The sequence below is a fragment of the Kocuria atrinae C3-8 genome (genome assembly GCF_000286355.1).
GTDB lineage: Bacteria > Actinomycetota > Actinomycetes > Actinomycetales > Micrococcaceae > Kocuria > Kocuria atrinae_A.
The window spans coordinates 1-26,199 of sequence record NZ_AJXN01000098.1; the positions used below are offsets into that span (position 1 = coordinate 1).

The following is a 26,199-nucleotide window of genomic DNA, read 5'->3' on the forward strand; positions in this document are numbered from 1 at the left end:
ACCGTGACCACGGCCCGTAACGGCCGGGGGCGAGAAGGCGCAGCGCGGACAGGCTCGCGGAAAGCCCGTGACCGCCGCCCAGGCGACCACCGAATCGGCGTCGGTGAGGCCCTCGCGAGCGGCTGGGTCCAGCGAATGATATGGGTCGACGTCGCGCCGCGTGCTCAAAGGCAACCGCGGCAACGCGCCGGTCGAAGGAAAGTTACTCATAGTGGTCCGTAGGGTCTAGGGCACCGGGTCTGCGACTACTCGCGCCCCATGTCTCGGTGTTGGATGTTGACGGTCACACGCGGGGACTTGCTCAGCCGCTTCGCGATTTCCTCGGTGACCGCGACGGAACGGTGCTTACCTCCCGTGCAACCAATCGCAATGGTCGCGTAGTGCTTGTTCTCCGTGCGATAACCGGCAAACACCGGCTCCAGCATGGAGGTGAATCGATCGACGAACGTGGCCGTGCCGGCGTGACCGAACACGTAATCCCGCACCTCGGGGTCCTTGCCGGTACGCGGACGCAGGGCCGGCACCCAGTGCGGGTTGGGGATGAAACGGACGTCGGCCACGAAGTTCGCGTCAGCGGGCACGCCGTACTTGAAGCCGAAACTCATCACCGTCAGCCGCAGCACCACGGGGCCGTTGGTCGAGAACATATCGGCCACCGCGCGGGTGAGTGCGTGGACGTTGAAGGATGAGGTGTCCAGCACCGAGTCCGAGGACTCGCGCAGATCCTGGAGTAGGGAACGCTCGGCCTTGATTCCGTCCAGGATGCGACCGCCGGCCTGCAGCGGGTGCGGCCTGCGCTGGTGCTCGTAGCGGGACACCAGCACCTCGTCGGAGGCATCCAGGAACAGCACCGAGAACTCCACGCCGGAATTCTCCAGCGCCGCGAGTGTCTCCCGCATGTCGTTGAACAGGGCCTTTCCGCGCACGTCGATGACCACCGCCAGTTTGGGCAGGGTCTCGGGAGTGCGCGCCACCAGGTCCGCGAGCGTGCTCAACATCTGGGGTGGCAGATTGTCCACCACGTACCAGCCCAGATCCTCCAGCGCATTGGCCGCGGTCGAACGACCGGCACCGGACATGCCGGTGACGATCAGAAGCCCGGAGGTGGGGGGTTTAAACGGTTGCAGTTGGGGGGTGGGGGAATCCGACTCAGGAGTTGGATTACTCATGTCCGTCTGCGCCGCCTGACTGTTTGCCTGCAATGGGTCCGCTTCCAGGGTAGTCCAGTTTCAATCGAGCAACTCCCCCGTTCCCACGTCCACGGCCGCCGACGGCGCATCCCCGCCGCCCAGCGCGGCCACCACTCGCTCGGCCAGGCCGGGTCCGAAGCCCTTGACCTCCGCGATCTCCTCGACCGTTGCGGCGCGGAGTTTCTTGACCGACCCGAAGTGCTTCATGAGGGCCTTGTGCTTGGCCGGGCCCAATCCCGGAACCGCATCCAGGGTGGACACGGTCATGGACTTGGAGCGCTTCTCCCGGTGGAACTTGATCGCGAACCGGTGGGCTTCATCGCGCACGCGCTGCAGCAAGTAGAGGCCTTCCGAGGCGCGCGGCAGGATCATGGGGAACTCGTCGTCCGGCAACCAAACTTCTTCGAGTCGCTTGGCCAGACCCACCACGTACACATCCGTGATCCCCAGATCATCCAGGGCGCGCTGGGCCGCAGCGACCTGGGGCGGTCCGCCGTCCACGATCACCAGGTTGGGCGGATAGGCGAAGGCCCGGCCACTGTCCTCCTCGGCCTGTTCGGCGGTGACCTCGCCCGTGGTCACGCCGCGCTCGGCGGCCTTGCGCTGCTGTTCCAGGTGCCGGGTGAACCGCCGGTGGATCACGTCGTACATGGACGCCGTGTCGTCACGGGCGGCGTCACCGGTGATCGAGAACCTGCGGTACTCCCCCTTGCGCGGCAGACCGTCCTCGAAGACCACCATGGAGGCCACCACGTTGGTGCCCTGTACATGGGAGATGTCGTAGCACTCGATGCGCATGAGCGCGTCCGGGAGTTCCAGCGCTTCCTGCAGCTGTTGCAGGGACGCGGACCGCGTGGTCAGGTCGCCGGCTCGGCGGGACTTGTGCAGCGCCAGTGCCTGGCGGGCATTCTCGGACACGGTTTCCAACAATTGGGCCTTGTCCCCGCGCTGCGGAACCGAGATGGTCACGCGTGAACCGCGTAATTCACTCAACCAGTTCTCGAGCTCCGGGGCCTGTTCCGGTTCCGTGGAGACGTACACGGAACGGGGCACGGTGTCCTGCCGGTACGCGAGTTCGGCCGTGCGGCGGTGCTTGGCCACGGTGTCCTGGCTGCCCTGCTGTGCGGCCTTTCTCCCCCGCCGCTGGGTCTGATTCAGCTCCACGGTCGCTTCACCGTAGGCCTGCTGCAGGAGGTGCTCGACCAGTTCGCCGGTCGAGACTTCCTCGACCTTCTCCGTGATCCAACCGCGCTGACCACGGATGCGGCCGCCGCGCACGTAGAACACCTGCACGGCGGCTTCCAGCTCGTCCTCCGCAAGCGCGAAGAAGTCCGCGTCCGTGTTGTCGGCGAGCACCACGGTGTTGCGTTCGAATGCCTTCTCCAGGGCCACCACGTCATCACGGCGGCGGCCGCGGTCTCGAAGTCCATCCGTTCGGAGGCCTCCTGCATTTGGCGGCCGAGTTCGCGGATGTACGGCTTGGCGTGCCCGGACATGAAGCGGCACAGGTCCTCGGCCAAGGCCCTGTGATCCTCGCGAGAAATGGTTCCCACGCACGGGGCCGAGCACTTGTCGATGTGGGCGAGCAGGCATGGCCGTCCCGTTCGCTCGGCTCTTTGGAAGACACCCTTGGTACAGGTACGCACGGGGAACACGCGCAGCAGGGCGTCCAGGGTCTCGCGGATCGCCCACGCCTGGGAATACGGGCCGAAGTACCGGTTGCCGGGCTTCTTGTCCCCGCGCATGACCATGGCGCGCGGAACTGGCTCCGCATGGTGATCGCGAGATACGGGTAAGACTTGTCGTCGCGGTAGGCGATGTTGAACCGCGGTGAGAATTCCTTGATCCACGTGTACTCGAGCTGCAGGGACTCGAATTCGGATCCGACCACGGTCCACTGCACCGCAGCGGCGGTGGTGACCATGGCACGCGTCTTGGGTGAGAGCTGGTGCAGCGGCGCGAAGTAGGAAGAGACTCTGTTGCGCAGGTTCTTGGCCTTGCCCACGTATATGACGCGGCCGTGCTCGTCTCGGAAACGGTAGACCCCGGGGTTGGTGGGGATCTCATGGCGAGCCGGCTTGTAGCTCGCCGGATCAGCCACGCTCGGAGTCCTTCTCGGCGGACGGCGACTGGTTGTAGGTGTCCTTGCGCGGTTGCCCGGACAGCTCTGCGATCGCGTCCATGACCTGGTTGGTGAGGTCCTTGCGCATGCGCCGTTGTGTTTGGGGCCGGTCTTGGGCACGTGGATGGGATCACCCACGTGCAGCTCGAAGCGTGCGGGTCGGATCACGTTGGAACCGGGCGGCTGCAAGCGCTGGGTTCCGATGAGACCCACCGGCACCACGGGAGCGCCGGTCATGTAGGCCAAGTACGCCACGCCGTTGCGGCCCCGGTACAGATAACCGTCGCGGGAGCGCGTGCCTCGGGGTAAATGCCGAAAATATTGCCCTGCTCCAGGTGTTCGAGCGCCGGGGCCAGTGCAGCCACCGAGTCACTCTGTTGGCCGCGCTCCACGGGAATCACGTCGATCATCTCGAAGAGTTCCCTCATGATCCGTCCTTTGAGGCCCGGGGTCTTCAGGTATTCGGCTTGGCAATGAATTTCACGCGCCGGGGCATCATGACGGACAGGATCACGGAATCCAGGAACGAGAGGTGATTGGACGCGATGATCACCGGTCCGTGATCAGGAACTTTCTCCGTACCCGTGACCACGGGTCGACACAGAGCCTTGAAGGCCTGGGTGACCGAGGTCTGCAACAACCGATATTTATCCATGGTCCGACTGTCCCTCCCCGGAATCGTTGTACCGGTCAGTCCATGCTGCCAGCTCAGAGGGAGAACTGACCACTGCCACGCACAGTTCGTCGAGTTCTCCGGGCTGTCCGAAGCCCCATCCGGCACCGATGCACTCCAGACCGTGGGCGTGAGCGCCTTCAGCGTCGTAGCTGCGGTCACCGATCATGACCGTGCGCTGCGGATCCGGCGTACTGATGTTCAGCCGACGCAGGCTTCGCCGATGATTTCGGGCTTGTCGTGCATGGAGGTGCGACCCTCCTTGGGTTGCGCCAGATCATCTGCCGCACCGCTCACGGTCTCGAAATAGTCCGCGAGGCCGAACCGCTCGACCACCTGAACGGCGATGCGCTCGGGCTTCTGTGTGGCCACCGCCTGGCGGACGCCCAGGCCCTGCAACCGACCGAGTTCACGTTCGATCCCCGGATACACGCGGGTGCGCTGCAAACCTTCGGTGAGGTAACCGGCACGGTAGACCGACACGACCTGGGAAATCTGATCCTCCGGCACCTCGGTGAAGTGCCGCAACGATTCACCAATGGGCGGACCCACGAAACGGTCCAGGTTTTCGGGCACGGGAAAACCGCACGTCCACAGGGCATCGGCAATGCCTTCGGTAATGGCACCGGCCGGATCCAGAACGGTTCCGTCCAGGTCCCACAACACCACGGGAGTTTGAGGGTTCACGGGCGCCTTCTCTCGGTTGCTGCGGAGTAACTGCTGGGTGACGACTGGTCAGGCGTGTGCGGCTGCCTTGCGCTCGGCGGACGTCTGAAGGACCTCTGCCAAGAACTGACCGGTGAAGCTGTCCTTGTTCTTGGCGACATCCTCCGGAGTGCCCTCGGCAACGATCGTGCCGCCGCCCGAGCCACCGTTGGGCCCCAGGTCGATCACCCAGTCCGCGGACTTCACCACGTCCAAGTTGTGCTCAATGGTCATCACGCTGTTGCCCTTGTCCACGAGCGACTGCAACACCATGAGGAGCTTGCGGATGTCCTCGAAGTGCAGGCCCGTGGTGGGCTCGTCCAGCACGTAGATGGTGCGGCCGTTGGAACGCTTCTGCAGTTCCGCCGCGAGCTTCACGCGCTGCGCTTCACCGCCGGAGAGCGTGGTGGCTGGTTGGCCCAGGCGGACGTAGCCCAGTCCCACTTCGACCAGGGTGTTGAGATAGCGCGCAATCGCGGTGAACGGCGCGAAGAACTCGGCTGCCTCCTCGATGGGCATGTCCAGGACTTCCGCGATGTTCTTGCCCTTGTAGTGAACCTCCAGGGTTTCCCGGTTGTAGCGGGCACCCTTGCAGACCTCACACGGAACGTAGACGTCCGGCAGGAAGTTCATCTCGATCTTGAGCGTTCCGTCACCCGAGCAGGCCTCACAGCGACCGCCCTTGACGTTGAACGAGAAGCGCCCCTGCTGGTAACCGCGGATCTTGGCTTCCTGGGTGTCCGCGAACAGCTTGCGAATCCGGTCGAACACACCCGTGTAGGTCGCGGGGTTGGAGCGGGGGGTGCGGCCAATGGGGCTCTGATCCACGTGCACCACCTTGTCCAGGTGGTACACGCCGTCGATTCGCTTGTGGCGGCCCGGCACCTGCTTGGCACCGTTGAGCTTGTTGGCGAGCGAGGTGTACAGGATGTCGTTGACGAGCGTGGATTTACCCGAGCCGGAAACACCGGTCACGGACACGAACACTCCCAGGGGGAAGTCCACGGTCAGGTTCTGCAAGTTGTTCTCGCGCGCGCCCACCACGGTCAGCTGGCGCTTCTTGTCGATCGGACGACGCCGCTCGGGCACCTCGATCGACCGGCGTCCGGACAGGTAGTCGGCGGTGATGGATTTCTTGTTCTTGAGCAGCTCGTCGTACGTGCCCGAGTGCACCACGTCGCCGCCGTGCACACCCGCGCCGGGACCCACGTCCACGATCCAGTCGGCTTCGCGGATGGTGTCCTCGTCGTGCTCGACCACGATGAGCGTGTTACCCATGTCCCGCAAGCGGGCCAGGGTTTCGATGAGCCGGCGGTTGTCACGCTGGTGCAGGCCGATGGACGGCTCGTCCAGCACGTAGAGCACGCCCACCAGGCCGGCGCCAATCTGCGTGGCCAGGCGGATGCGCTGGGCCTCGCCGCCGGACAGCGTGGCCGCCGCACGTTCCAGGTTGAGGTAGTCCAGGCCCACGTCGATCAGGAACGTCAGGCGCGCCACGATCTCCTTGAGCACCTGGTCACCGATCTGCGCCTCACGATTGGAGAGCTCAAGCGACTGGAAGAACGCCAAAGAATCGCGCATGCAGGTGGGTTGCCTGCGCGATGTTGAGTCCACCCACGGTGACGCCCAGGATGGTGGGATTCAGTCGGGCGCCCTCACACGTGGGGCACGCGACTTGCCGCATGTACTGCTCGTAGCGGTCCTTGGCGTGATCCGATTCGGTTTCCTCGTGCTTGCGTTTGATGTACCCGAAGACACCCTCGAAGCCCTGGGAGTAGCGGCGTTCACGACCCCAGCGGTTCTTGTAGGAAACCGTGACCTTGTAATCCTTGCCGTTGAGCACGGCCTTCTTTGCCTTGCTCGACAGGTCCTTCCAGGGGGTCAGCAGATCAAAACCGACTTCCTCGGCCAGGCCCGCGAGCAGACGGTTCCAGTAGTCACTGGTCGCCTTGCCCAGGGACCATGGTGCGACCGCGCCCTCGATGATGGAGAGGTCCGGATCGGGAATGACCAGGTCCTCATCCACTTCCAGGCGGGAGCCGATGCCATCGCACTCGGGGCACGCACCGAACGGTGCATTGAAGGAGAAGGAGCGGGGTTCGATCTCGTCCGTCTGCAACGTGTGCTCGTTGGGGCAAGCGAGGTGCTCCGAGAACATGCGGCTGTTGTCCGCCCACGAGGTTTCTTCGCCCTCGCGCGGGACCAATTCGATGACCACGCGACCCTCGGCCAGGTTCAGCGCAGTTTCCACGGAGTCCGTAAGCCGCTGGCGGGCCTCGGCCTTGACCGTGAGACGGTCCACCACCACGTCGATGGTGTGCTTGTACTGCTTCTTGAGTTTGGGCGGATCATCCAACGTGACGGTTTCCCCGTCCACGACCGCGCGCGAGAACCCCTGGGTGCTCAGCTGCTGGAACAGGTCCACGAACTCGCCCTTGCGGCCCTTGACCACGGGCGCGAGCACCATGAAGCGGGTGCGTTCGGGCAACTCGAGCAGCTGATCGACGATCTGCTGCGGCGTCTGCTTGGTGATGGGCTCGCCACACACGGGACAGTGCGGGTGGCCGATGCGCGCCCACAGCAAACGCATGTAGTCGTAGATCTCAGTAATGGTGCCCACGGTCGACCGCGGGTTGCGCGACGTCGACTTCTGGTCGATGGACACCGCGGGTGACAGACCCTCGATGAAGTCGACATCCGGCTTGTCCACGCGCCCCAGGAACATGCGGGCGTAGGAGGACAGCGACTCGACGTAACGACGCTGGCCCTCGGCAAAAATGGTGTCGAACGCGAGGGAGGACTTTCCTGAACCGGACAGGCCGGTGAACACGACCATGGAATCGCGCGGGATGGTCAGGTCCACGTTCTTGAGGTTGTGTTCGCGGCGCCCTGGACCACGATTTCGGTCAGGTCGGACGCTCCGGAGGCTCGCAGCTTGGGCGCGTGCTCGGACGCGACTTGCTGGGCAAGAACGGATGACGAGTGCTTTTCTACGGGGGCTTCGCGAGTTTGCTCGGACACGGCAGTCACTCTATTACTCACCTCAGACATGCAGCGCTGAGCGAGGGTGAATCCTCGCTCAGCGCAACGATCGACGAACTTTTATTATCTCAGTTTCGGGGGCCGCGGTTCGAGTCGGACCGGGATGCCGACGCCGCGCTGGAACCGTAGCGAGCGGCGTCGTCGGCGTGCTCGGCGGCGGAACGGCGCAAGCCCGAGGCTTGCGGATCGATCACCGGGAGCGAGCCCGTCTGCGCCGTGTGCATGCGCAGGCCGGCGGCCTCGACGGGATCCACGCGCTTGGACACCACGGTGAGCTCGCCCGTTTCCGGATCGACCTCCACGATGTCCACGGTGGTGCGCAGCGGGATCTCCTTCATGAGCAGGACGCACGCGAGGGTGATCACCGAGGCAATGGCCGCGATCAGGAACAGCAGGCCCGTGCCCGAACCGTAGGCCGAGCGCAAGGCCTCCTCGACGGCCGGTGGCAGGCCGGACATGTCGATCGAGGCGGCGTCGCCATCTGGGACGGATCCACGTTGTGTTCCCGAGCGAACGTCTCCATGGAACTGGTCAGGTGACGCGTGAGCACCGCGCCGAACAGCGAGACCGCCAGCGCGCCGCCCACGGTACGGAAGAACGCGACGCCGGATGAGGCCGCGCCCATATCCTTGAGACCCACCGTGTTCTGGACGGCCAGGATCAGGTTCTGGTTGAGCGTTCCCACGCCCAGGCCCACCAGACAGATGAAGATGCCCACGAGCCAGACCGGGGTGGTGTGCGTCAGGGTCGCGGCGGAGAACAAACCCGCACCGAGAATCACCGTTCCCACGATCAGGATGCGCTTCCACTTGCCGAATTTCGTGATGAGCTGACCGGCCACCATCGAGCCGACGAACGAGCCGATGACCTGCGGCAGCATGAGCAGGCCGGATTCGGTGGGCGTGAAGCCCTGACCGAGCTGGAAGTACTGGCCCAGGTAGGTGGTGGAGGCGAACATTGCGGCGCCGGTCGCGATGGCGGCGATGGTGGCGAGCACTGTGTGCGTTCGGTCATGACGTCCAGCGGCATGACGGGCTCGGGCACGCGGCGCTCGACGATCACGAACAGAACGGCGACCACCACGGTGAGGGCCACCAGGCTCAGCGACTGCCACGAACCCCAGTCGAAGAGCTTGCCCGCGAAGGACACCCACAGCACGAGCGACGCCGTACCGATGGCCAACAACGTCATGCCGCCCAGGTCAATGATCGGCTTGCGTTCCTGCTCACGCGGCGGGATGTGCAGGGTCTTGATGATGAGCCCGGCGGCCAGGATGGACAGGGCACGGGGATCAGGAAGCACCAGCGCCAGCCGAAGAGGTCCACGATCAAACCACCCAACAGCGGGCCGAGCGAGGTGGCCACAGCCATGACCGCGCCCATGTAGCCGGCGTACCGGCCGCGCTCGCGCGGCGGGATGATGGTGCCCAAGATCGTCTGGGCCAGTGCCATGAGGCCGCCCATGCCGATGCCCTGGATCACGCGAGCCATGACCAACATGCTGATGGACGTGGACAGGCCGGCGGCACCGGAACCGATCACGAAGATCAGGATGGCGAGCAGCAGCAATTTCTTCTTGTCGAAGAGATCCGCGAGCTTGCCGAAGATGGGCGTGAAGATCGCGTTGGCCAGCAGCGTGCCGGTCACGGTCCAGGACAGGGCCGTCTGATCACCGCCCAGGTCCGCCATGATGACGGGCAATGCGGTGCCGATGATGGTCAGCGTGACCATGGCCATGAAGAAGGCCGCCAGGATGCCGGTCAGGGCCCGCAGTACGTTGCGGTGGTTCTCGTCCCGCTCCTTCTGGTCCATGGCACCCTTCTGGTCCGTGGTGCCCTTGCGGTCATGGCCGCCCGCAGACGAGGTGTCGACTGCTTTCATAGAACGGTGTCCTCCAGACGATGGGTCGTCTCAGTAGTCGTGGTCTTTGTCGCGTGCGCGCCGGGCCCTGTCTGCGCGGCGTGCGGGTCGACCTGAGGCATGCACGTGGTCATGCGCTCCAGGCCGAGTGAGGTCAAGAAGATTTCGGTCAGGCGGTTGAGGCCGTGGCGGGTCTGAGCGGCGTCGTCCTCGCTCAACGCTCCGAGCCGCTCGATCAGGCGCTGGGTGTCCGCGTCCAGGTGGTTGGTCACCGCTTGGCGACCCAGTGCGGTGATCTGCACGAGCTGCGCGCGGCCGTCCTCCGGGTCGGGTGCGCGTTCAATGAAGCCGAGTTTCTCCAAGTGGCTCAACTGCCGGCTCATCACGGATGCGCCCAGCCCGGAATCCGCACCAATGTCTTTGGCGCGGCGCGCGGGTACCGAGGCCAAGTGGCTCAGCAGGCTCATTTGGACCACGGATAGTTCACGATCCGCCGTGGACTCCTTGAGCACACGTCTCATGACGCGCTGCAGCTCGAAGAGCTCTTGGACCAGCGCTGCGGCGGTCTCTTGAGAAACGCTCATGGCCTCCCCTGGACGTGGGTTTTGGTTGTCGAAACTTGTCATCAATGAACATGGCGCCAACCGCGGGTCCGGGTCGATACACCGGTCAGAATGCCCAAACAGTTGCTTGCAGCATGCAACTATATGCCTCTATCTGTAGGCTGTCTAACTAATAGGGCGTGGGTTCCGTCACGGTGCGATGGACACCACGTGTGAAATGCAGTGCGCACATTGGCCCCTCTCGCCGTACTGGGCCTACACTCGTGGCATGATCGCCACCCAGACCGAGGTAACCGAGCTCTCTGAGATCACCATCCGCCGCATATCTGTCAGCGAGATGGACAACAACGTGTACCTCCTGACATCCAAGGAACACGGCACGCAGGTGCTCATCGACGCCGCCGACGACGCCCGCGCCATCGCCGGCATGGTCGCCGCCGGGTCCACCGACTGCACCGATTGGGCCAACCTCCAGCTCATCATCACCACGCACTCCCACTGGGACCACGTGCGCGCCCTGGGCAGCGTGGCCACGCACTCGGAAGCCATGACCGCGTGCGGTGCTGCCGACGAGGACGACATCGACGTCCCCATGGACCTCACCTTCAACAACGGGGACACCGCCGAGTTGGACGGCTTCGAGCTCGAGGTCATCGAACTGCGCGGCCACACCCCCGGTTCCATCGCCCTGGTCTACCGCGACCCGCAGGGTCCGGACCACATTTTCTCCGGCGACTCCCTGTTCCCCGGTGGCCTGGGTAAGACCAACTCCCCCGAGGACTTCCAGCAGCTCTACCAGGACGTCACCGAGCGCATTTTCGATCAGTTCGAGGACGACACGATCGTGCACCCCGGCCACGGCAAGCCGACCACCATTGGTGCCGAACGACCGCACCTCGAGGAATGGAAGCAGCGCGGCTGGTGACCTCACCCGCACAACAGCGAAATCCCGCGGCCGCCACCGTGGACCGTGCCGCCTACGTGGCGGTTCTGGTCTTCCCCGTCTTGATACTTGCCGGTGGCGCCGCGGGATATTTCTTTGCCCCCACGGTGCAGCAGGCCTCCGGCTGGACCAACACCCTGTTGGGCCTCGTGATGTTCGGGATGGGCCTCACGCTCCGCCCGCTGGATTTCGCCTTGGTCGCCAAGCGCCCTGTGCCCATCCTGGTGGGCGTGGCTGCCCAGTACATCGTGATGCCGCTGCTCGCGTTGTTGGTGTGTTGGATCCTGCAGTTGCCGCCCGAGCTGGCTGCCGGCGTGATTCTGGTCGGTTGCGCGCCGGGTGGTACGGCCTCCAACGTGGTGTCGTTCTTGGCTCGCGGTGACGTGGCCGTCTCGGTCACCATGACGTCGATTTCCACGTTGCTGGCGCCCCTCCTCACTCCCTTGCTCACGCTGTGGCTCGCGGGTCAGTACATGCCGCTCGACGGCGCGTCCATGGCCATGTCGATCGTCACCATCGTGCTGGTTCCGGTCGTCGCGGGCATCCTGGTGCGCTTGGTTCTGTCGCGTTTCGTCGAACGGTTGCTGCCCATCCTGCCGTGGCTCTCCGTCCTGGGGATTGCGGCGATCGTGGCCATCGTGGTCTCCGGTTCCGCCGACCGGATCATCCAGGCGGGCCTGCTGGTGCTGCTCGCGGTCGCGATTCACAACGTGCTCGGTTACACCCTGGGCTACCTGATCGGCCGCTTCACCGGTCAACCCGTACCCGTGCGTCGTGCCACCGCGGTGGAGGTGGGCATGCAGAACTCCGGTCTGGCGGCCGGCCTGGCCGCCCAGTACATGTCGCCGCTCGCCGCATTGCCCGGTGCCGTGTTCTCGGTGTGGCACAACATGTCCGGCGCGGTCTTCGCGTTGCTGTGCCGCGGGCCGATGCTCGCGCCGCCGCGCGCTCTGGTCTTGCCGAGGACGACGACGCCGCTCGCGACCGCTCCTGACGCTGCCTCACCACTCAACGTCGCCCCGCGGCGTCCAGCCCGTTCTACTCCATCACTGGCGCGAGTGCGGGCTCAGCCCGTCACCCCGTTCTTCCCGCGCATCCCCGTTAGGCAGTTCATGACGGGGCTGTCTATGCCTGTCTGGAAGTGTCGATAGGCTTGCCGTGATGAAACTCCTGGACGCTCTTGCCCCCGAACTCTCCGCCCCCGGTCACCACTACTTGCGCGGGGACTTTGCCTCGAACCCGCTCAGCGACGACGAGATCTACGAGGGGTTCCTCGGCTGGATCTCTTCCCGGGACATGGAGCTGTATCCAGCGCAGGACGAGGCCGTCCTGGAGGTCGCCGGTGGCTCGAACGTCATCCTGGCCACCCCCACCGGTTCCGGTAAGTCGACGGTGGCGGTGGCAGCCCACTACGCCGGCCTGGCCCGGGGACAGCGGTCCTACTACACCGCTCCCATCAAGGCGCTCGTGTCGGAAAAGTTTTTCGACCTGTGCGAGATCTTCGGTGCGGAGAACGTGGGCATGGTGACCGGTGATTCCTCGGTCAACCAGGACGCCCCCATCGTGTGCTGCACGGCCGAGATCCTCGCCAACGTGGCGCTGCGCGAAGGCCCCGATGCTGACGTGGGCGTGGTCATCATGGACGAGTTCCACTTCTACTCGGATCCGCAGCGCGGGTGGGCCTGGCAGGCTCCGCTCATCGAACTTCCTCAGGCGCAGTTCGTGCTCATGAGTGCCACCCTGGGCGATGTCACCCGCATCGAGGAGCGGCTCACGGAGGTCACCGGGCGTGACACCAAGCTGGTCACCTCTGCGGACCGTCCCATCCCGCTGCACTACTACTACTCCGAGCGCCCCATCCACGAAGAGCTCGAAGACCTGCTGAACACTCACCAGGCACCGGTGTACGTGGTGCACTTCTCCCAGTTGCAGGCCGCCGAGCAAGCGCAGAACCTCATGTCCGTGGACGTGCTGACCAAGGAGGAAAAGCAACGCGTTTCGGACCTGATCGCGGGATTCCGGTTCTCAGCGGGCTTCGGCAAGACGCTCAATCGTCTGGTCCGGCACGGCATTGGCGTGCACCACGCAGGCATGCTGCCCAAGTACCGCCGTCTGGTCGAACAGCTCGCGCAAACCGGCCTGCTCAAGGTGATTTGCGGCACCGACACCCTGGGTGTCGGCATCAACGTACCCATCCGCACGGTGCTCATTACGGCCCTGTCCAAATTCGACGGTGTGCGCACGCGCCGCTTGAGCGCTCGCGAGTTCCACCAGATCGCCGGTCGCGCAGGCCGCGCCGGTTACGACACCGCGGGCACCGTGGTCGTTCAGGCACCCGAGCACGTGATCGAGAACGAACGCGCCATGGCCAAGGCCCGCGCCAAGCACGGTGACGATCAGAAGAAGCTGCGTCAGGTCACCAAGAAGAAGCCGCCGCAGGGATTCGTCTCATGGAGCAACAAGACCTTCGACGGTCTGGTCGCAGCGCAGCCCGAGCAACTGACCTCGTCATTCACCGTGACCCACTCGATGGTGTTGAACCTGCTGCAGCGCCCCGGCAATAACCTGGCTGCCGGCTATCACCTGCTGAGCAACATCGACGAAGGGCACGCCCAGAAGCGCGCCCTACTGAAGCAGGCGCTCGCGATCCTCAGGGAGCTCATCCGCGCGGAAGTGGTCGTGCGACTACCCGAACCGGACGAGACCGGCCGTCGCTACAAGGTGACTGTTGAGCTGCAGGACAACTTCGCCCTGAACCAGCCGCTGTCCCCGTTCGCTCTGGCCGCACTCACGATCCTGGACCCCGAGTCCGAAACGTACGCGCTCGACGTCGTCTCCGTGATCGAGGCGACCCTCGAGAAGCCGCGGCAGGTGCTCAACCTGCAGGAGAAGAAGGTCAAGGGTGAAGCGCTGGCCGTCATGAAGGCGGACGGCGTGGAGTACATGGAGCGAATGCGCGAGCTGGACGAGATCACCTATCCGCAGCCGCTGCGTGAGCTCCTGGAGCAGGCCTTCGAGACCTACTCCAGTTCGGCCCCGTGGGTGTCCCAGTTCGAACTGTCCCCCAAATCCGTGGTGCGCGACATGTACGAACGCGCCATGACCTTTGGTGACTACATCCAGTTCTACGGTTTGGCTCGTTCCGAGGGCATTCTGCTGCGCTACCTCTCGGACGCCTATAAGGCGCTGCGGCAGACGGTTCCCATGGACGCTACGACCGAGACGCTGACCGATTTGATCGAGTGGCTCGGCGAGAGTATTCGACAGACGGACAACTCGCTGCTCGACGAATGGGAGAAGCTGGCGTCCGGAGAGGAGTCGCCCATGGGCACCAGCGCGGACTCCCTCGAGGAACTCGTGGAAGAACAGCCGGAAGGCGTCACCAGGAACCCGCGGGCGTTCCGGGTCATGGTGCGCAACGCATTGTTCCAACGCGTCGAACTTTTCGCCCAGGAGAAAGAAAAAGTTCTGGGCGCCCTGGACGAGGGAACCGGCTGGGATCGTGATCGCTGGGCGGACGCCATGGATGCGTACTTCGGCGAATACGACGACATCTACACCGACGCCCAGTCACGTGGCCCCGCGCTGATCCGCATCAATGAGAACCCCGAGGGACTGAGCGGTTACTGGACCGTGTCCCAGGTCTTCGACGATCCGGACGGCAACCACGACTGGGGAATCAACGCTCGCATTGATCTGGCCGCCTCTGATGAGGACGGTTTCCCCGTGGTACTCGTCGACAACGTGGGCAACATCGCGGAGACGGGTCGCGCCTGATCGCCATCCCGTGAACTATGCAGCTCTTAGTGCATAAGCAGCTAGTATGCAGTGAGAAGTGCATGTAGCATAGCGAAAGCCGAGACATGGCGGCAGCCGAGACTTCGTGACCAAGGGACTCCCAGGAGGATGCCATGTACGCACTGACCGTGGATCGCCGGGGATCTCGCGAGGACCCCGAGTCGCTCGCCATGCTCGAGCACCGCGATCGCTTCGCGGCCGATTTCCCCCGGACAGTTCTGGATTGGCAGATCAGCGCCGGCGACGAACTCCAGGCCCTGTACGAAACACCGGAAGACGTCCTCGCGGTGGTCCTCACCTTGGCGGATGAACAGGAATGGCACGTGGGTCTGGGAATCGGCCCCGTGGACACGCCCCTCCCGGACAACGTCAACGAGGCCACCGGTCCTGCCTTCGTGGCCGCGCGAGAGGCTGTCAGCGCCTCGAAGGACACGGGGTACCCGGCGGTGCGCGGATCTGAATGGGCATCCCACGCACAGGCCGTTCTCACCCTCGCGTGCGCCGTGCGGGAACGCCGGACGGACACCGCCAGGGAGGCCACCGATCTCGCCGAGCAGGGCCTCACCCAGCAGCGCATTGCACAGGAGCTGGACATCGCCCAATCTTCGGTGTCCCGCAGGCTGTCTTCGGCGCTCTGGAGTCAAGAGAGTGCCGTGCACCCCACAGTTCTCACGTTCCTGGAACTGGCCAACGAGCACCCGGAGGGCCCGTGAAGATCTCCCGCATTTTCCTGGACGCTGTCCTCCCGGCCGCACTGGTCGTGACCACCATCGTGTGGACCGCGGTGGCCGGCACGGTCCCCCGCGAATGGGCTACCCCGCGCTCCTGGTGGCGGGAACCTGTCCGGAGACCTCGTGGTGCGCTGGGTGTTCAATCTGGCGGATGTGTCCCACGAGCGCCCCTCCCCCGATCCCAACCCGTGGAACGGTCAGGATCCGCCCCCGGAACCGGTCACTCCACCGTTGCGGGGTGGTCTGGTCATTGGGTTCCTGGAGCGTTCTGCCACCATCGCGTCACTGCTCACGGGACACGTGGCCGGCATCGGCGTAGTCGTGGCCGTCAAGGGTCTGGCCCGCTACGGGGAGTTCACCAACGCACGGCAACGCGAACAGTTCATCATCGGCACGCTGGCGTCACTCTTGTGGGCCGCGCTCTTCGCCGCAGCGGCCCTGTGGTGCACCACGGACCCAGGCCCCTTCGGAGCCTGGCGCTCCTGAGGTAACGGCCGCGAGAACGGCCTGTACCCCTTTCCTCGGTCGATGCCTGAAGCTGCCTTCGATCTGCTTCACCCCACACGGACATGATCGGGGGCGGGCCGAGGCACGAATAAGACGCCGCCCGCGCACCTGAGGTGCGCGGGCGGCGTCGTCAATCCGACGGTCTAAACAAACCGATTCGGGACTATCAGCGGACTGCGGACGAGCCTCCGGAGGAATGACCCTCAGGACCGTCGCCGTCGGCGGCCTTACCGGTGGGCTGCACCGTGGCCGTGGGGGCTGCCGAATCGACATCGTCCTGATCGAGATCCGGGGACGGAGTCTTGACCTCGCCCGTGGATTCGAATTCCTGCTGCTGACCGTGCACCGTATCCACCATCTTGCGGAACTTGGCACGCGAGTCGATGAGCTCTTCCTTGTGCTTCTCCGAGATCTTGGGGAACTGCTGGGTGAGTTCCGCGATCTTGGTGGAGATGCGGTTGCGCTCCTCGGCCGGTGCATCCTGGGGCAGAGCCAGGTACTTCTCGGAGAGATCCTGAGTCTTCTGAATGATGCGCAGGGCACGACCCTTGGGGCTGTACAGGGAGGCCAACACGGTGATGATCAGAACGAGATGATCACGGTGAGGGACAGTCCGATGCTGACCTCGACAACGGGAACGTGCTGGCCGTCATTGATGAAGGGCAGCGTGTTCTCGTGCAGAGCGTGCAGCATCAGCTTGATACCGATGAACAGCAGGATGAGCGACAGGCCCCACGAGAGGTAGATCAGGCGATCCAACAGGCCGTCGATCAGGAAGTACAGCTGACGCAGACCCATGAGCGAGAACGCAGTGGCCGTGAACACGATGTACGGTTCCTGGGTCAGACCGAAGATTGCTGGGATGGAGTCCAGGGCGAACAGAATGTCAGTACCACCGATGGCCACCATGACCAACAGCATGGGGGTCATGACCTTCTTGCCGTTCTCCATGGTGAACAGCTTGTCGCCGTCGTAGTAGTCGGTGGTCGGCAGAACCTTCTTGGCCAAGCGCACCACAAAGTTGTCCGCTTCGTCCGATTCCGAATCCTTGACCTCACCGGCAATGAGCTTGCCCGCGGTGTAAATCAGGATCAGGCCGAACAGGTAGAACACCCACGAGAAGGCGTTGATGGCCGCGGCACCGATGAAGATGAAGACGGTACGGGCGATCAGTGCGAACACGATGCCGAACAGCAGGACCTTTTGCTGGTCCGCGCGGGGAACCTTGAAGGACGCGATGATGATCAGGAAGACGAACAGGTTGTCGACCGACAGCGCCTTCTCCGTGATGTAACCGCCGTAGTACTCAGCCGTGAGCTGCGGTCCGTCCATCCACAGGATGACCAGACCGAAGAGCAGAGCAATGCCCACGTATACCGAGGACCAGATAGCGGCCTCTTTGATGGTGGGCTCGTGCGGCTTCCGCACGTGGAAGAAGAAGTCATAGGCCAGCAGGCCCAGAATCAATGCAAGGGTGATGCCCCATTGCAGGCCGGTAATTTCCATGTGTCAGCACTTTCCGTTGAGAGATCCGGATTATTACCGTGGGTCTCTCCACCGATCGGCGCTCGGTCGACTCACTGGTGAAAGTGGTCTTGGCACCGTGGTGATCGGTTGCTGCGCCCGGAGTGACATCTTTGCCGCTCGTGCTGACGTTCACAGCTCTTAGGGATACTCCCCCACGTTATGGTTCGCCCTAGTTTACACAGACGGTAAAGCAGGTCAGGCGTGACCGGCATCTTTCATGCGCCGCAATTCCTTTTTGAGGTCCGCCAATTCATCACGGAGCCGGGCGGCGAGTTCGAACTGCAGCTCGGCCGCGGCGTTCCGCATTTGCTCGCTCAACTGTTCGATCAGCTCGACCAAGTCCTCCGCAGGAGCAGCCTGCACACCGTCTCGCAGAAGCTTGGATTCGGCCTTTGACGCAGCCTCTCGTTGGGACTCGGACGCGCTCTTCTTCTTGCCTCCCTTGACCGGCGCCGTGTGGTCGTTGGCGGCAGCCGCTGGGCCAGCAGGGTTTTGGTGTCTTCGTCCTCGCGGGCCAGCTGATCGGTGATGTCCGCGATGCGCTTGCGCAGTGGTTGGGGATCGATCCCGTGTTCCTTGTTGTACGCCACCTGGATCTCCCGGCGACGATTGGTCTCGTCGATGGCCGTTGCCATGGAGTCCGTGATCTTGTCCGCGTACATGTGCACTTCACCGGAGACGTTACGGGCGGCACGGCCAATGGTCTGGATCAGTGACGTGGTGGAGCGCAGGAATCCTTCCTTATCGGCGTCCAGGATGGCCACCAGGGAGACCTCCGGAAGGTCCAAACCCTCACGCAGCAGGTTGATACCCACGAGCACGTCAAAGGTGCCCATGCGCAGGTCCCGCAGCAGTTCCACGCGCTTGAGCGTGTCCACGTCCGAGTGCAGGTACTGGACGCGCACGCCGTGTTCCATGAGGTACTCGGTGAGATCCTCGGCCATGCGCTTGGTGAGGGTGGTAACCAGCACACGTTCGTTTCGTTCCACGCGCAGCTCGATCTGCTCCAGTAGATCGTCGATCTGGCCCTTGGTGGGCTTGACGACGACCTGCGGATCCACCAGGCCGGTGGGACGAATGATCTGCTCGACCGCGGAATCCACCTTGGCCATTTCGTACTTGCCCGGTGTGGCGGACATGTACATGGTCTGGCCGATGCGTTCCAGGAACTCGTCGAACTTCAACGGCCGGTTGTCCATGGCAGAGGGCAGACGGAAACCGTGTTCCACCAGCGTGCGCTTACGGGACATGTCGCCCTCATACATGCCGCCGATCTGGGGCACGGTCACGTGGGACTCGTCAATGATGAGCAGAAAGTCGTCCGGGAAGTAATCCAGCAGACAGTGCGGCGCGGTTCCCCGCGGGCGACCGTCAATGTGCAACGAATAGTTCTCGATGCCGTTGCAGTAGCCCATCTGCTCCATCATCTCGAGGTCGTACGTGGTGCGCATGCGCAGCCGCTGGGCCTCGACGAGCTTGTTCTGGGACTCCAATTCCTGAAGTCGTTCCTGCAGCTCGTTCTGGATGGTCTCCACCGCACGGGCCATGCGCTCGGCACCGGCCACGTAGTGGGAGGCCGGGAACACGTACATTTCCTGTTCCTCGTTGACGATCTCCCCCGTCAGCGGGTGCAGGGTGTAGATCGACTCGATCTCGTCCCCGAAGAACTCGATGCGAATGGCCAGTTCTTCGTACATGGGGATGATTTCCACGGTGTCCCCGCGCACGCGGAACGTTCCGCGGTGGAAATCGACGTCGTTGCGGGCGTACTGCATGTTGACGAACTGGCGCAGCAGATCGTCCCGGTCCATTTCCTGCCCCACGGCAAGGGTGACCATTTGCTTGACGTACTCTTCCGGCGTACCCAGACCGTAGATGCAGGACACGGTGGAGACGACCACGGTGTCGCGGCGGGTCAACAGTGCGTTGGTCGCGGAGTGACGCAACCGTTCGACTTCCTCGTTGATGGAGGAGTCCTTCTCGATGAAGGTGTCCGTTTGCGGGACGTACGCCTCCGGCTGGTAGTAGTCGTAGTAGGACACGAAGTACTCGACCGCGTTGTTGGGCAGCAGCTCACGCAACTCGTTGGCCAACTGTGCGGCCAGCGTCTTGTTCTGCACCAGAAGGAGCGTGGGTCGCTGGACGGCCTCGATCAGCCACGCCGCGGTAGCCGATTTACCCGTACCCGTGGCACCCATCAGGACGACGTCTTTTTCGCCACCCTGAATACGTTCGGTCAGTTCCGCAATGGCCTTGGGCTGATCACCCGCGGGCTGGAATTCGGAGACCACCTCGAACGGTGCGACGACGCGATTGATTTTCTGAGCCAGCGACATGCCACCAGAGTACGCGCCCTCTCCGACACGCTAACCGGCCTGTGAACGCCACCATTCGTCAACCTGGTGCACCAACTCATCCACGGTCCCTGAGTTGTCGAACACGGTGGTGGCCACCGCCCGTCGTTGCTCATCCGTGGCCTGCGCGGCAATCCGGCGCCGAGCGTCGTCGGCGTCCATGCCGCGATCGGTGACCATGCGACGAACCCGCTCCTCGACCGGAGTCTCGACCACCAGAACCTGGTCCATGTCCGCATGCTGACCGGTCTCCACCAGCAGCGGCATGTCGTAGACGATCACCGAACCCGGTGCGGCCTCACTGATGAGTCGAGCAGTCTCTTCGCGAACCATCGGGTGGATGATGCCGTTCAGAGCTTCAAGTTGCAGTTCATCGTTGAAAACAATATTCGCGAGTTCCTGGCGCAAGAGCTCGCCCGTGCTCGGGTCGATCACCGAGTCACCGAAGTGGTTCCGAATACCGACGAGCCCTCGCTCCCCCGGCTTCTGAAGGTTCCTGGCGATGGCATCGGCATCGATCACGACAGCACCCAACTCCGCGAGCCTGCGGGAGACGGTGGACTTGCCGGAGGCAATGCCACCGGTCAGGCCCACCGTCACGGAGCCGCGAGTGTTGCTCGAAGGACTCTCATCAGTCACGAACGGCATCCTTCCGATCCGCGATTTCAGGAACCGCCGGCACCACGTACTCGTCCCAGATCTGCCGGACCTGCGAGCGGAGGTACTCGTTGTCGCCGTCGTTGTCGACCACCACGTCCGCGATCTCGCGGCGCTCGTCGTCGCTCGTGGAATCGTCCACTCGGTCCCAGGCCTCCTCGCGGGTGATACCCGCTTCCCGCACCATGCGCTCCACGCGGACATCCGCGGGCGCTTCGACGGCGATGACCACGTCGAACCGTTCGGACTGACCCGACTCCACCAAATCACGGACGTCCTGGACCAGCACCGTGTCCGGGCCGGCGCGGCGACCACGATGGCGTGACTCTTCCCGCACCAACGGCAGCACGAGTTCGTTGATCCTGTCCCGTGCCGTCTCGTTGTTCGACTTCAGTTCGGTGAGCGCAGCCAGGTCCACGGAACCGTTCGGTGCCATGACCGTGTCCCCGAACATCCGGGCGATCTCGGCGTGGGCCTCGGTGCCCGGGCGCAGCACATGGGCCCAGATCTCGTCATTGTCCACCACGGTGGCACCCAGATCCTCGAAGGCCTGGGCCACGGTGGTCTTACCCGCCGAGTAGCCACCGATCAGGGCCATTTGCAGAACCGGCTGCCCTTCCTTTTCACGCTGCCAGTGCACGTACGGGGCTGGTGGGTATTGTGCTCGGGTTCCGTCCCCACCTCGTACTCGGGACGCATCACGTAGTCGTCCACCGCGGTGGAACCTTCGCGTGCCCGTCGGTGGTACTCCTCGACGGGAAGAACTTGCTTCCATTGCCGCGTGCGAATGGGCTTGGCCGTGCCCGCATCCTCGCGGATGGCTTGGAACAGCATGAGCGACTGCAGCAGGGACATCAGCATGACCGGTGCGCCGATCACGATGATCACTTCCTGCAGTGCCGCAAGACCGCCCTCGCCCGAGGTCGTGATGATGGCCGCGCACACAGCTCCGACGGACAGCGCCCAGAAAACACGCTGTCGTCGGGGCCCTTGGTCCTCATAACCCGATGCCATCGAGTCCATCACCAAGGCGCCCGAGTCGATGGAGGTGATGAAGAAGATCGTAATGACTACCAGTGCAAGGACGGCAGTGGCTTCGAAGAAGGGGAAGTTCTGCAGCAACTGGAACAGGGCCGCTTCCACGTTGCCCTCTTCGACAATCGTTTCGGTCATGGACCGTTCCGTGCCTTCGGCGCGATCGATCTGGAAAGCGCTCAATCCGTAGATGGCCATCCAGATCACCACGAACACAGAGGGCACACCCAACACACCGACCACGAACTGACGGATGGTGCGCCCGCGCGAGATCTTGGCCACGAACATACCCACGAAGGGTGCCCAGGTCACCGTCCAAGCCCAGTAGAAGACCGTCCAGTCACCCGACCATTCGCCGTTGCCGAACGTGTCGTTGAAGAACGCCAGCGTGGGCAGCGCGTTGAGATAGCTGCCGGCAGATTCGACCATTCCACGCATCAGGGACATGCTGGCGCCGGCCATCAGGATGAAAACGAGCAACGCCACGGCCGCCACGATGTTGATGTAGGACAGTCGCTTCACGCCCTTGTCCATGCCCGCGATCACGGACGCAAGTCCCACAGCGGTGACCACGGCGATGATCGCCGCCTGGATCCAGCCGGCCATGGGAATGCCGTACACGTAGTTCATGCCGCTGTTGATCTGCATGGCGCCCAAACCCACGGACACGCCCAGTCCGAACACCGTAGCCACTATCGCCATGATGTCGATGGCCTTGCCAATGGGGCCGTGGATGCCGTCACCCAGCAGGGGCTGGAAAGCGGACGACACTCGCGGGGGTAGCTTCCGCTTGTACGTGAAGTAGCCGAACGCCAACCCGGGAACAATGAAGATGCCCCACATATGCAGCCCGAAGTGGAAATTGGAGATGTTCAACGCTTCCACCGCGGCCTGATCCGAGAATGGCTCCGTGCCGTACATGGGCGGATTTGCGTAGTGATTCATGGGCTCTGCCACGCCCCAGAACATGAGGACCGCGCCGAGGCCCGCCGCGAACAGCATGCCGAACCAGGCGATGCCCGAGTACTCGGTTCGGAATCGTCGTCGCCTATTTTGAGGCGCCCGTACCTGCTGAGTGCGAGGCCGATGGCAAAGATCACCATGAACGTCACACTGAAGGTGAAGAACCAGCCGACTTGGTACCGCAAGGCGGTGGACACGGTACCGAAGAACCCCTGCACCTGATCGGGAAAGAATCCCATGGCTGCGGTGAACAGGACAATCAGTCCGGCGGAAATGAAAAAGATGGAGGGTGTGGTTCTCAGGCCTAGTCGATCATGCAAACGGTTGAGCATGTTCCATTGCTTCCGGATCGTCGGTGCCGGCACCGTGAGTCAGCTCACGACCGGTGGATAACGGTCAACCACTGTACCGACCGGTCACGAACTCGCAGTTATTGGCGCACCGTCAACGGAGACCGTTACTTCTTCGTAACGTTCGGTTGTCTCCAGCTACGACCACCCGTCGGTGTCAGCCGAGCCCCTCGCGCACGCCGGGCCGGAACGCAATGAACAGCCAGATCCCGTTGACCAGCACCAACGCTATGCCGGGTAGACCCAGGAGCAGATTTCCCGGTGCCACCACCGCGGACAATGCGGCGTGGATCAGACCCACGGTCGCGAACACGGCGCCGGCGTACCAGCCTTCGCGGAGCCGCTTGCGCAGAGGGATGTACACGGCCATGTACATACCCACGAGCAAGATCAGTCCGACCACCGCCCCGACCCAGTACGCGCTTTCCGGTGGCGCACCGAAGGGCGCATCCTCGAAAGCGCGATGAGTAATCTGACCGGTGATGATATTGGTAATGATGGTCGTGAGGTACAGCAAACCGGACACGATGGTGAGCGTCAGCAGTTTCCTCACGTGATTGTCGACCTCGGGGTCGATCTGTCGATTGCGTGCCGATGAACCGAGAGATTCTTCACGCCGTGTTGTCATGCTCATGGCGGCCACCACTTTCTCGAGTGCTATTGCACGCCATGTTCCTCCCAGCGGTCCTGTGATACAAGGCACACGAGAAAGCTCCTCGCGGGTAACGACGCTTAGCCGCTCCGAGGTCGTCCGGTGGCCGCACTCTAGACTGGCACTCATGCCCATCGACCCCAACGTGTCCTATACGGTGCTGCGTGCGAATTCCGTGCACTCACACGAGATCGAGATCAAGAAATCCCGATTCCTTGCCCTCTTGAGCCGGGTCGATTCCGAAGAGGGAGCACGAGACTTCATCGCCGAGACCAAGGCCCAGTACCGCGACGCTCGTCACCATTGTTCGGCCTTCCTTTTGGGCCCCACTCGCGAGACAGGTCGCACGTCCGACGACGGCGAGCCGTCCGGCACCGCGGGCATGCCCATGATGCAGACCCTGACGTCCCACAAGTCACCGACGCAGCGCGAACGGGAACTCGAGGGCGACCTCTCCGACATCTGCGCGGTGGTGGTTCGCTGGTTCGGCGGGGTCAAGCTCGGTGCCGGCGGGCTGGTGCGTGCTTACTCCGGAGCGGTCGCCGAGGCGCTCGAGACCGCCCCGCTCAAGACCCGCATGCGCTCACGTTCTCTGGCCGTTCGACTCGACCATTCTGACGCCGGTCGCATCGAGGACGACGTGCGCACGGCCGGGTTCACGGTGCTGCCCACCAGTTACGAGGCCGACGCCGCGGTGCTCACTCTCGCGGTCCCCGATCGTGAGCGGGATGTCCAGAATGCCCTGGACACCGTGACCTCACTGACTGCCGGACAGTACACGCCCGAACTCGGTGGGGTGGACTGGCACGACATCCCCTTGCTGTAGTTCTTTCCAACCCGCACACCCGCCAGCAATCCACGGGCGCTCCTCCCCCGCAACGAATATCACTCACGCAACGAACATCGCTGACCAACCTCACCTGACCTCGGACACGACAGAACCCCGCACGGATTCCGTGCGGGGTTCTGCGATTCAGATGACCGAACCGCCGGAGCGGTTCAGCTCATCCGTGAATCAGTTACCGGTCAGCTTCTCGCGCAGAGCAGCCAGTGCTTCGTCAGAAGCCAGGGTGCCTGCATCCTCGGCCGGAGCCTCGGAGGAGTAGCTGGTCGGAGCTGCGGGGCCGCTGTTGCTGCTGGAGCTGGAGTTCGAGGAGGAAACGGCAGCTTCCTGGTCCTCGGCCAGGTGCTTCTGCACCTGTTCCTTGTGAGCTTCCCAGCGGGACTGGGCGTCAGCGTACTGCTGCTCCCAAGCTGCGCGCTGCTCCTCGTAGCCTTCGATCCACTCGTTGGTCTCGGGATCGAAGCCCTCGGGGTACTTGTAGTTGCCCTGCTCGTCGTACTCGGCAGCCATGCCGTACTGAGCGGGATCGAACTCGGTGGACTCGGGGTCCACACCCTCGTTGGCCTGCTTCAGGGACAGCGAGATGCGGCGACGGTCCAGGTCGATGTCGATGACCTTGACGAACAGTTCCTCGTTGACGGAGACGACCTGCTCGGCCATGTCCACGTGGCGCTGTGCCAGCTCGGAGATGTGCACCAGGCCCTCGATGCCGTCTTCGACGCGCACGAACGCACCGAAGGGAACCAGCTTGGTGACCTTGCCCGGGACAACCTGGCCCAGGGCGTGGGTGCGTGCGAAGAGCTGCCAGGGATCTTCCTGGGTGGCCTTGAGGGACAGCGAAACACGCTCGCGGTCCATGTCCACGTCGAGAACCTCGACGGTGACTTCCTGGCCAACCTCGACGACCTCGGAGGGGTGGTCGATGTGCTTCCAGGACAGCTCGGACACGTGCACCAGGCCGTCGACGCCACCGAGGTCCACGAAGGCACCGAAGTTGACGATGGAGGACACGGTGCCGGTGCGAACCTGGCCCTTCTGCAGCTGCTGCAGGAAGTTGGCGCGAACCTCGGACTGGGTCTGCTCGAGCCATGCACGGCGGGACAGGACCACGTTGTTGCGGTTCTTGTCCAGCTCGATGATCTTGGCTTCGAGCTGCTGGCCGATGTACGGAGCCAGGTCGCGAACGCGACGCATCTCGACCAAGGAGGCGGGCAGGAAGCCGCGCAAGCCGATGTCGAGGATGAGGCCACCCTTGACGACCTCGATGACGGTACCGGTGACGACGCCGTCTTCTTCCTTGACCTTCTCGATGTCGCCCCAGGCACGCTCGTACTGAGCGCGCTTCTTGGAGAGGATCAGGCGACCTTCTTTGTCCTCTTTGGTGAGAACCAGAGCCTCGACCTCATCACCCACGGCAACAACATCGTCAGGGTTGATGTCGTGCTTGATGGACAGCTCGCGAGAGGGGATTACGCCTTCGGTCTTGTAGCCGATGTCCAAGAGGACCTCGTCGCGGTCGACCTTGACGACGGTGCCTTCCACGAGGTCGCCGTCGTTGAAGTACTTGATGGTTGCGTCGACAGCGGCGAGGAAATCCTCTTCAGTTCCGATGTCGTTGACGGCAACCTGCGGGGTGGTGGTGGTCATGTAGTAGGGACTCCGATGGATTAGTTTGAATGGTCTG

19 protein-coding genes and 7 pseudogenes are annotated in these 26,199 nt (G+C 63.5%); 6 read left to right on the top strand and 20 right to left on the bottom strand.

Annotated features, from left to right (window positions below):
• The 12 genes and pseudogenes from YO9_RS18035 to YO9_RS0110565 all read right to left on the bottom strand — a co-directional run.
• Positions 1–210, bottom strand: a pseudogene (locus tag YO9_RS18035) (2-phospho-L-lactate transferase); the annotation flags it as partial.
• A 35-nt stretch (positions 211–245) separates the two neighbouring features.
• A complete protein-coding gene (gene rapZ, locus YO9_RS0110530) occupies positions 246–1,169 on the bottom strand; it encodes an RNase adapter RapZ (RefSeq protein ID WP_031273095.1) in 924 nt (307 codons plus the stop codon).
• A gap of 60 nt (positions 1,170–1,229) precedes the next feature.
• A pseudogene (uvrC, locus tag YO9_RS0110535) lies at positions 1,230–3,291 on the bottom strand (excinuclease ABC subunit UvrC).
• A pseudogene (locus tag YO9_RS0110540) lies at positions 3,284–3,967 on the bottom strand (lysophospholipid acyltransferase family protein). Before YO9_RS0110540 ends, uvrC begins: the two co-directional pseudogenes overlap by 8 nt.
• Positions 3,960–4,154, bottom strand: coding sequence for an HAD family hydrolase (locus tag YO9_RS18050; protein ID WP_016997435.1), 195 nt, complete (start codon positions 4,152–4,154; stop codon positions 3,960–3,962). Before YO9_RS18050 ends, YO9_RS0110540 begins: the two are co-directional and overlap by 8 nt.
• A 32-nt stretch (positions 4,155–4,186) precedes the next feature.
• Complete coding sequence (locus YO9_RS18055; RefSeq protein ID WP_016997436.1) at positions 4,187–4,672, bottom strand: HAD hydrolase-like protein; 486 nt, start codon at positions 4,670–4,672, stop codon at positions 4,187–4,189.
• Positions 4,673–4,720: 48 nt separating this feature from the next.
• A pseudogene (gene uvrA / locus YO9_RS0110550) lies at positions 4,721–7,553 on the bottom strand (excinuclease ABC subunit UvrA).
• Complete coding sequence (locus YO9_RS21620) at positions 7,544–7,711, bottom strand: hypothetical protein (RefSeq protein ID WP_396350751.1); 168 nt, start codon at positions 7,709–7,711, stop codon at positions 7,544–7,546. Before YO9_RS21620 ends, uvrA begins: the two are co-directional and overlap by 10 nt.
• A gap of 89 nt (positions 7,712–7,800) precedes the next feature.
• The gene (locus YO9_RS18060) at positions 7,801–8,157 is read right to left on the bottom strand and encodes a hypothetical protein (RefSeq protein WP_016997438.1); all 357 of its coding nucleotides are present in this window, start codon (positions 8,155–8,157) and stop codon (positions 7,801–7,803) included.
• Positions 8,115–8,729: an MFS transporter gene (locus tag YO9_RS18065; RefSeq protein ID WP_262925656.1), complete on the bottom strand. Its 615-nt coding sequence runs from the start codon at positions 8,727–8,729 to the stop codon at positions 8,115–8,117. The genes YO9_RS18060 and YO9_RS18065 overlap by 43 nt, the downstream gene beginning before the upstream one ends.
• Before the next feature lie 190 nt (positions 8,730–8,919).
• Positions 8,920–9,612 carry an MFS transporter gene (locus YO9_RS18070; protein ID WP_223286410.1) on the bottom strand — a complete coding sequence of 231 codons (693 nt, stop codon included), beginning with the start codon at positions 9,610–9,612 and terminating at the stop codon, positions 8,920–8,922.
• On the bottom strand, positions 9,609–10,175 hold the full coding sequence (locus YO9_RS0110565; protein WP_016997439.1) for a MarR family winged helix-turn-helix transcriptional regulator: 567 nt from the start codon (positions 10,173–10,175) through the stop codon (positions 9,609–9,611). The genes YO9_RS18070 and YO9_RS0110565 overlap by 4 nt, the downstream gene beginning before the upstream one ends.
• A 247-nt stretch (positions 10,176–10,422) precedes the next feature.
• Here YO9_RS0110565 and YO9_RS0110570 point away from each other — a divergent pair, with 247 nt between their 5' ends.
• The 5 genes from YO9_RS0110570 (at position 10,423) to YO9_RS0110590 (ending at position 16,112) form a co-directional block, all read left to right on the top strand.
• On the top strand, positions 10,423–11,079 hold the full coding sequence (locus tag YO9_RS0110570) for an MBL fold metallo-hydrolase (protein WP_031273097.1): 657 nt from the start codon (positions 10,423–10,425) through the stop codon (positions 11,077–11,079).
• The gene (locus YO9_RS0110575) at positions 11,076–12,248 is read left to right on the top strand and encodes a bile acid:sodium symporter family protein (RefSeq protein WP_223286411.1); all 1,173 of its coding nucleotides are present in this window, start codon (positions 11,076–11,078) and stop codon (positions 12,246–12,248) included. The genes YO9_RS0110570 and YO9_RS0110575 overlap by 4 nt, the downstream gene beginning before the upstream one ends.
• 10 nt (positions 12,249–12,258) lie before the next feature.
• Positions 12,259–14,874, top strand: a complete 2,616-nt coding sequence (locus YO9_RS0110580; protein ID WP_016997442.1) for a DEAD/DEAH box helicase — start codon at positions 12,259–12,261, stop codon at positions 14,872–14,874.
• A gap of 134 nt (positions 14,875–15,008) precedes the next feature.
• A complete protein-coding gene (locus tag YO9_RS0110585) occupies positions 15,009–15,608 on the top strand; it encodes a hypothetical protein (RefSeq protein WP_016997443.1) in 600 nt (199 codons plus the stop codon).
• 141 nt (positions 15,609–15,749) lie between these two features.
• Positions 15,750–16,112, top strand: a complete 363-nt coding sequence (locus YO9_RS0110590) for a hypothetical protein (protein WP_016997444.1) — start codon at positions 15,750–15,752, stop codon at positions 16,110–16,112.
• A 187-nt stretch (positions 16,113–16,299) separates the two neighbouring features.
• On the opposite strand, the pseudogene YO9_RS0110595 reads toward YO9_RS0110590, so the two are convergent.
• The 7 genes and pseudogenes from YO9_RS0110595 to YO9_RS0110615 form a co-directional block, all read right to left on the bottom strand.
• A pseudogene (locus YO9_RS0110595) lies at positions 16,300–17,639 on the bottom strand (TerC family protein).
• A 216-nt stretch (positions 17,640–17,855) separates the two neighbouring features.
• Positions 17,856–18,029: pseudogene (locus tag YO9_RS21625) on the bottom strand (UvrB/UvrC motif-containing protein); the annotation flags it as partial.
• Positions 17,987–19,996 carry an excinuclease ABC subunit UvrB gene (uvrB, locus tag YO9_RS0110600; RefSeq protein ID WP_396350752.1) on the bottom strand — a complete coding sequence of 670 codons (2,010 nt, stop codon included), beginning with the start codon at positions 19,994–19,996 and terminating at the stop codon, positions 17,987–17,989. The pseudogene YO9_RS21625 and the gene uvrB, both read right to left, overlap by 43 nt.
• Before the next feature lie 30 nt (positions 19,997–20,026).
• The gene (gene coaE, locus YO9_RS0110605; RefSeq protein ID WP_016997447.1) at positions 20,027–20,653 is read right to left on the bottom strand and encodes a dephospho-CoA kinase; all 627 of its coding nucleotides are present in this window, start codon (positions 20,651–20,653) and stop codon (positions 20,027–20,029) included.
• A complete protein-coding gene (coaE, locus tag YO9_RS18075) occupies positions 20,646–21,269 on the bottom strand; it encodes a dephospho-CoA kinase (RefSeq protein WP_223286412.1) in 624 nt (207 codons plus the stop codon). The genes coaE (YO9_RS0110605) and coaE (YO9_RS18075) overlap by 8 nt, the downstream gene beginning before the upstream one ends.
• A pseudogene (locus YO9_RS0110610) lies at positions 21,260–23,001 on the bottom strand (BCCT family transporter). Before YO9_RS0110610 ends, coaE (YO9_RS18075) begins: the two are co-directional and overlap by 10 nt.
• Before the next feature lie 175 nt (positions 23,002–23,176).
• Positions 23,177–23,653 carry a hypothetical protein gene (locus tag YO9_RS0110615; protein WP_223286413.1) on the bottom strand — a complete coding sequence of 159 codons (477 nt, stop codon included), beginning with the start codon at positions 23,651–23,653 and terminating at the stop codon, positions 23,177–23,179.
• Positions 23,654–23,798: 145 nt separating this feature from the next.
• Here YO9_RS0110615 and YO9_RS0110620 point away from each other — a divergent pair, with 145 nt between their 5' ends.
• A complete protein-coding gene (locus YO9_RS0110620) occupies positions 23,799–24,497 on the top strand; it encodes an IMPACT family protein (RefSeq protein ID WP_016997450.1) in 699 nt (232 codons plus the stop codon).
• A 189-nt stretch (positions 24,498–24,686) separates the two neighbouring features.
• On the opposite strand, the gene rpsA is transcribed toward YO9_RS0110620, so the two are convergent.
• Positions 24,687–26,162, bottom strand: coding sequence for a 30S ribosomal protein S1 (rpsA, locus tag YO9_RS0110625; RefSeq protein WP_016997451.1), 1,476 nt, complete (start codon positions 26,160–26,162; stop codon positions 24,687–24,689).
• Positions 26,163–26,199: the final 37 nt, after the last annotated feature.

Bases quoted from the DNA above. Each gene is read 5' to 3' on its own strand.
- rapZ (WP_031273095.1), bottom strand. From the start codon at position 1,169: ATGAGTAATCCAACTCCTGAGTCGGATTCCCCCACCCCCCAACTGCAA.
- YO9_RS0110620 (WP_016997450.1), top strand. From the start codon at position 23,799: ATGCCCATCGACCCCAACGTGTCCTATACGGTGCTGCGTGCGAATTCC.
- rpsA (WP_016997451.1), bottom strand. From the start codon at position 26,162: ATGACCACCACCACCCCGCAGGTTGCCGTCAACGACATCGGAACTGAA.
- YO9_RS0110615 (WP_223286413.1), bottom strand. From the start codon at position 23,653: ATGAGCATGACAACACGGCGTGAAGAATCTCTCGGTTCATCGGCACGC.
- YO9_RS18050 (WP_016997435.1), bottom strand. From the start codon at position 4,154: ATGATCGGTGACCGCAGCTACGACGCTGAAGGCGCTCACGCCCACGGT.
- YO9_RS0110565 (WP_016997439.1), bottom strand. From the start codon at position 10,175: ATGAGCGTTTCTCAAGAGACCGCCGCAGCGCTGGTCCAAGAGCTCTTC.
- coaE (WP_223286412.1), bottom strand. From the start codon at position 21,269: ATGGCCCTGATCGGTGGCTACTCGGCGGGTAAGACCACCGTGGCCCAG.
- YO9_RS0110580 (WP_016997442.1), top strand. From the start codon at position 12,259: ATGAAACTCCTGGACGCTCTTGCCCCCGAACTCTCCGCCCCCGGTCAC.
- uvrB (WP_396350752.1), bottom strand. From the start codon at position 19,996: ATGTCGCTGGCTCAGAAAATCAATCGCGTCGTCGCACCGTTCGAGGTG.
- YO9_RS18070 (WP_223286410.1), bottom strand. From the start codon at position 9,612: ATGAAAGCAGTCGACACCTCGTCTGCGGGCGGCCATGACCGCAAGGGC.
- YO9_RS0110585 (WP_016997443.1), top strand. From the start codon at position 15,009: ATGTACGCACTGACCGTGGATCGCCGGGGATCTCGCGAGGACCCCGAG.
- YO9_RS0110570 (WP_031273097.1), top strand. From the start codon at position 10,423: ATGATCGCCACCCAGACCGAGGTAACCGAGCTCTCTGAGATCACCATC.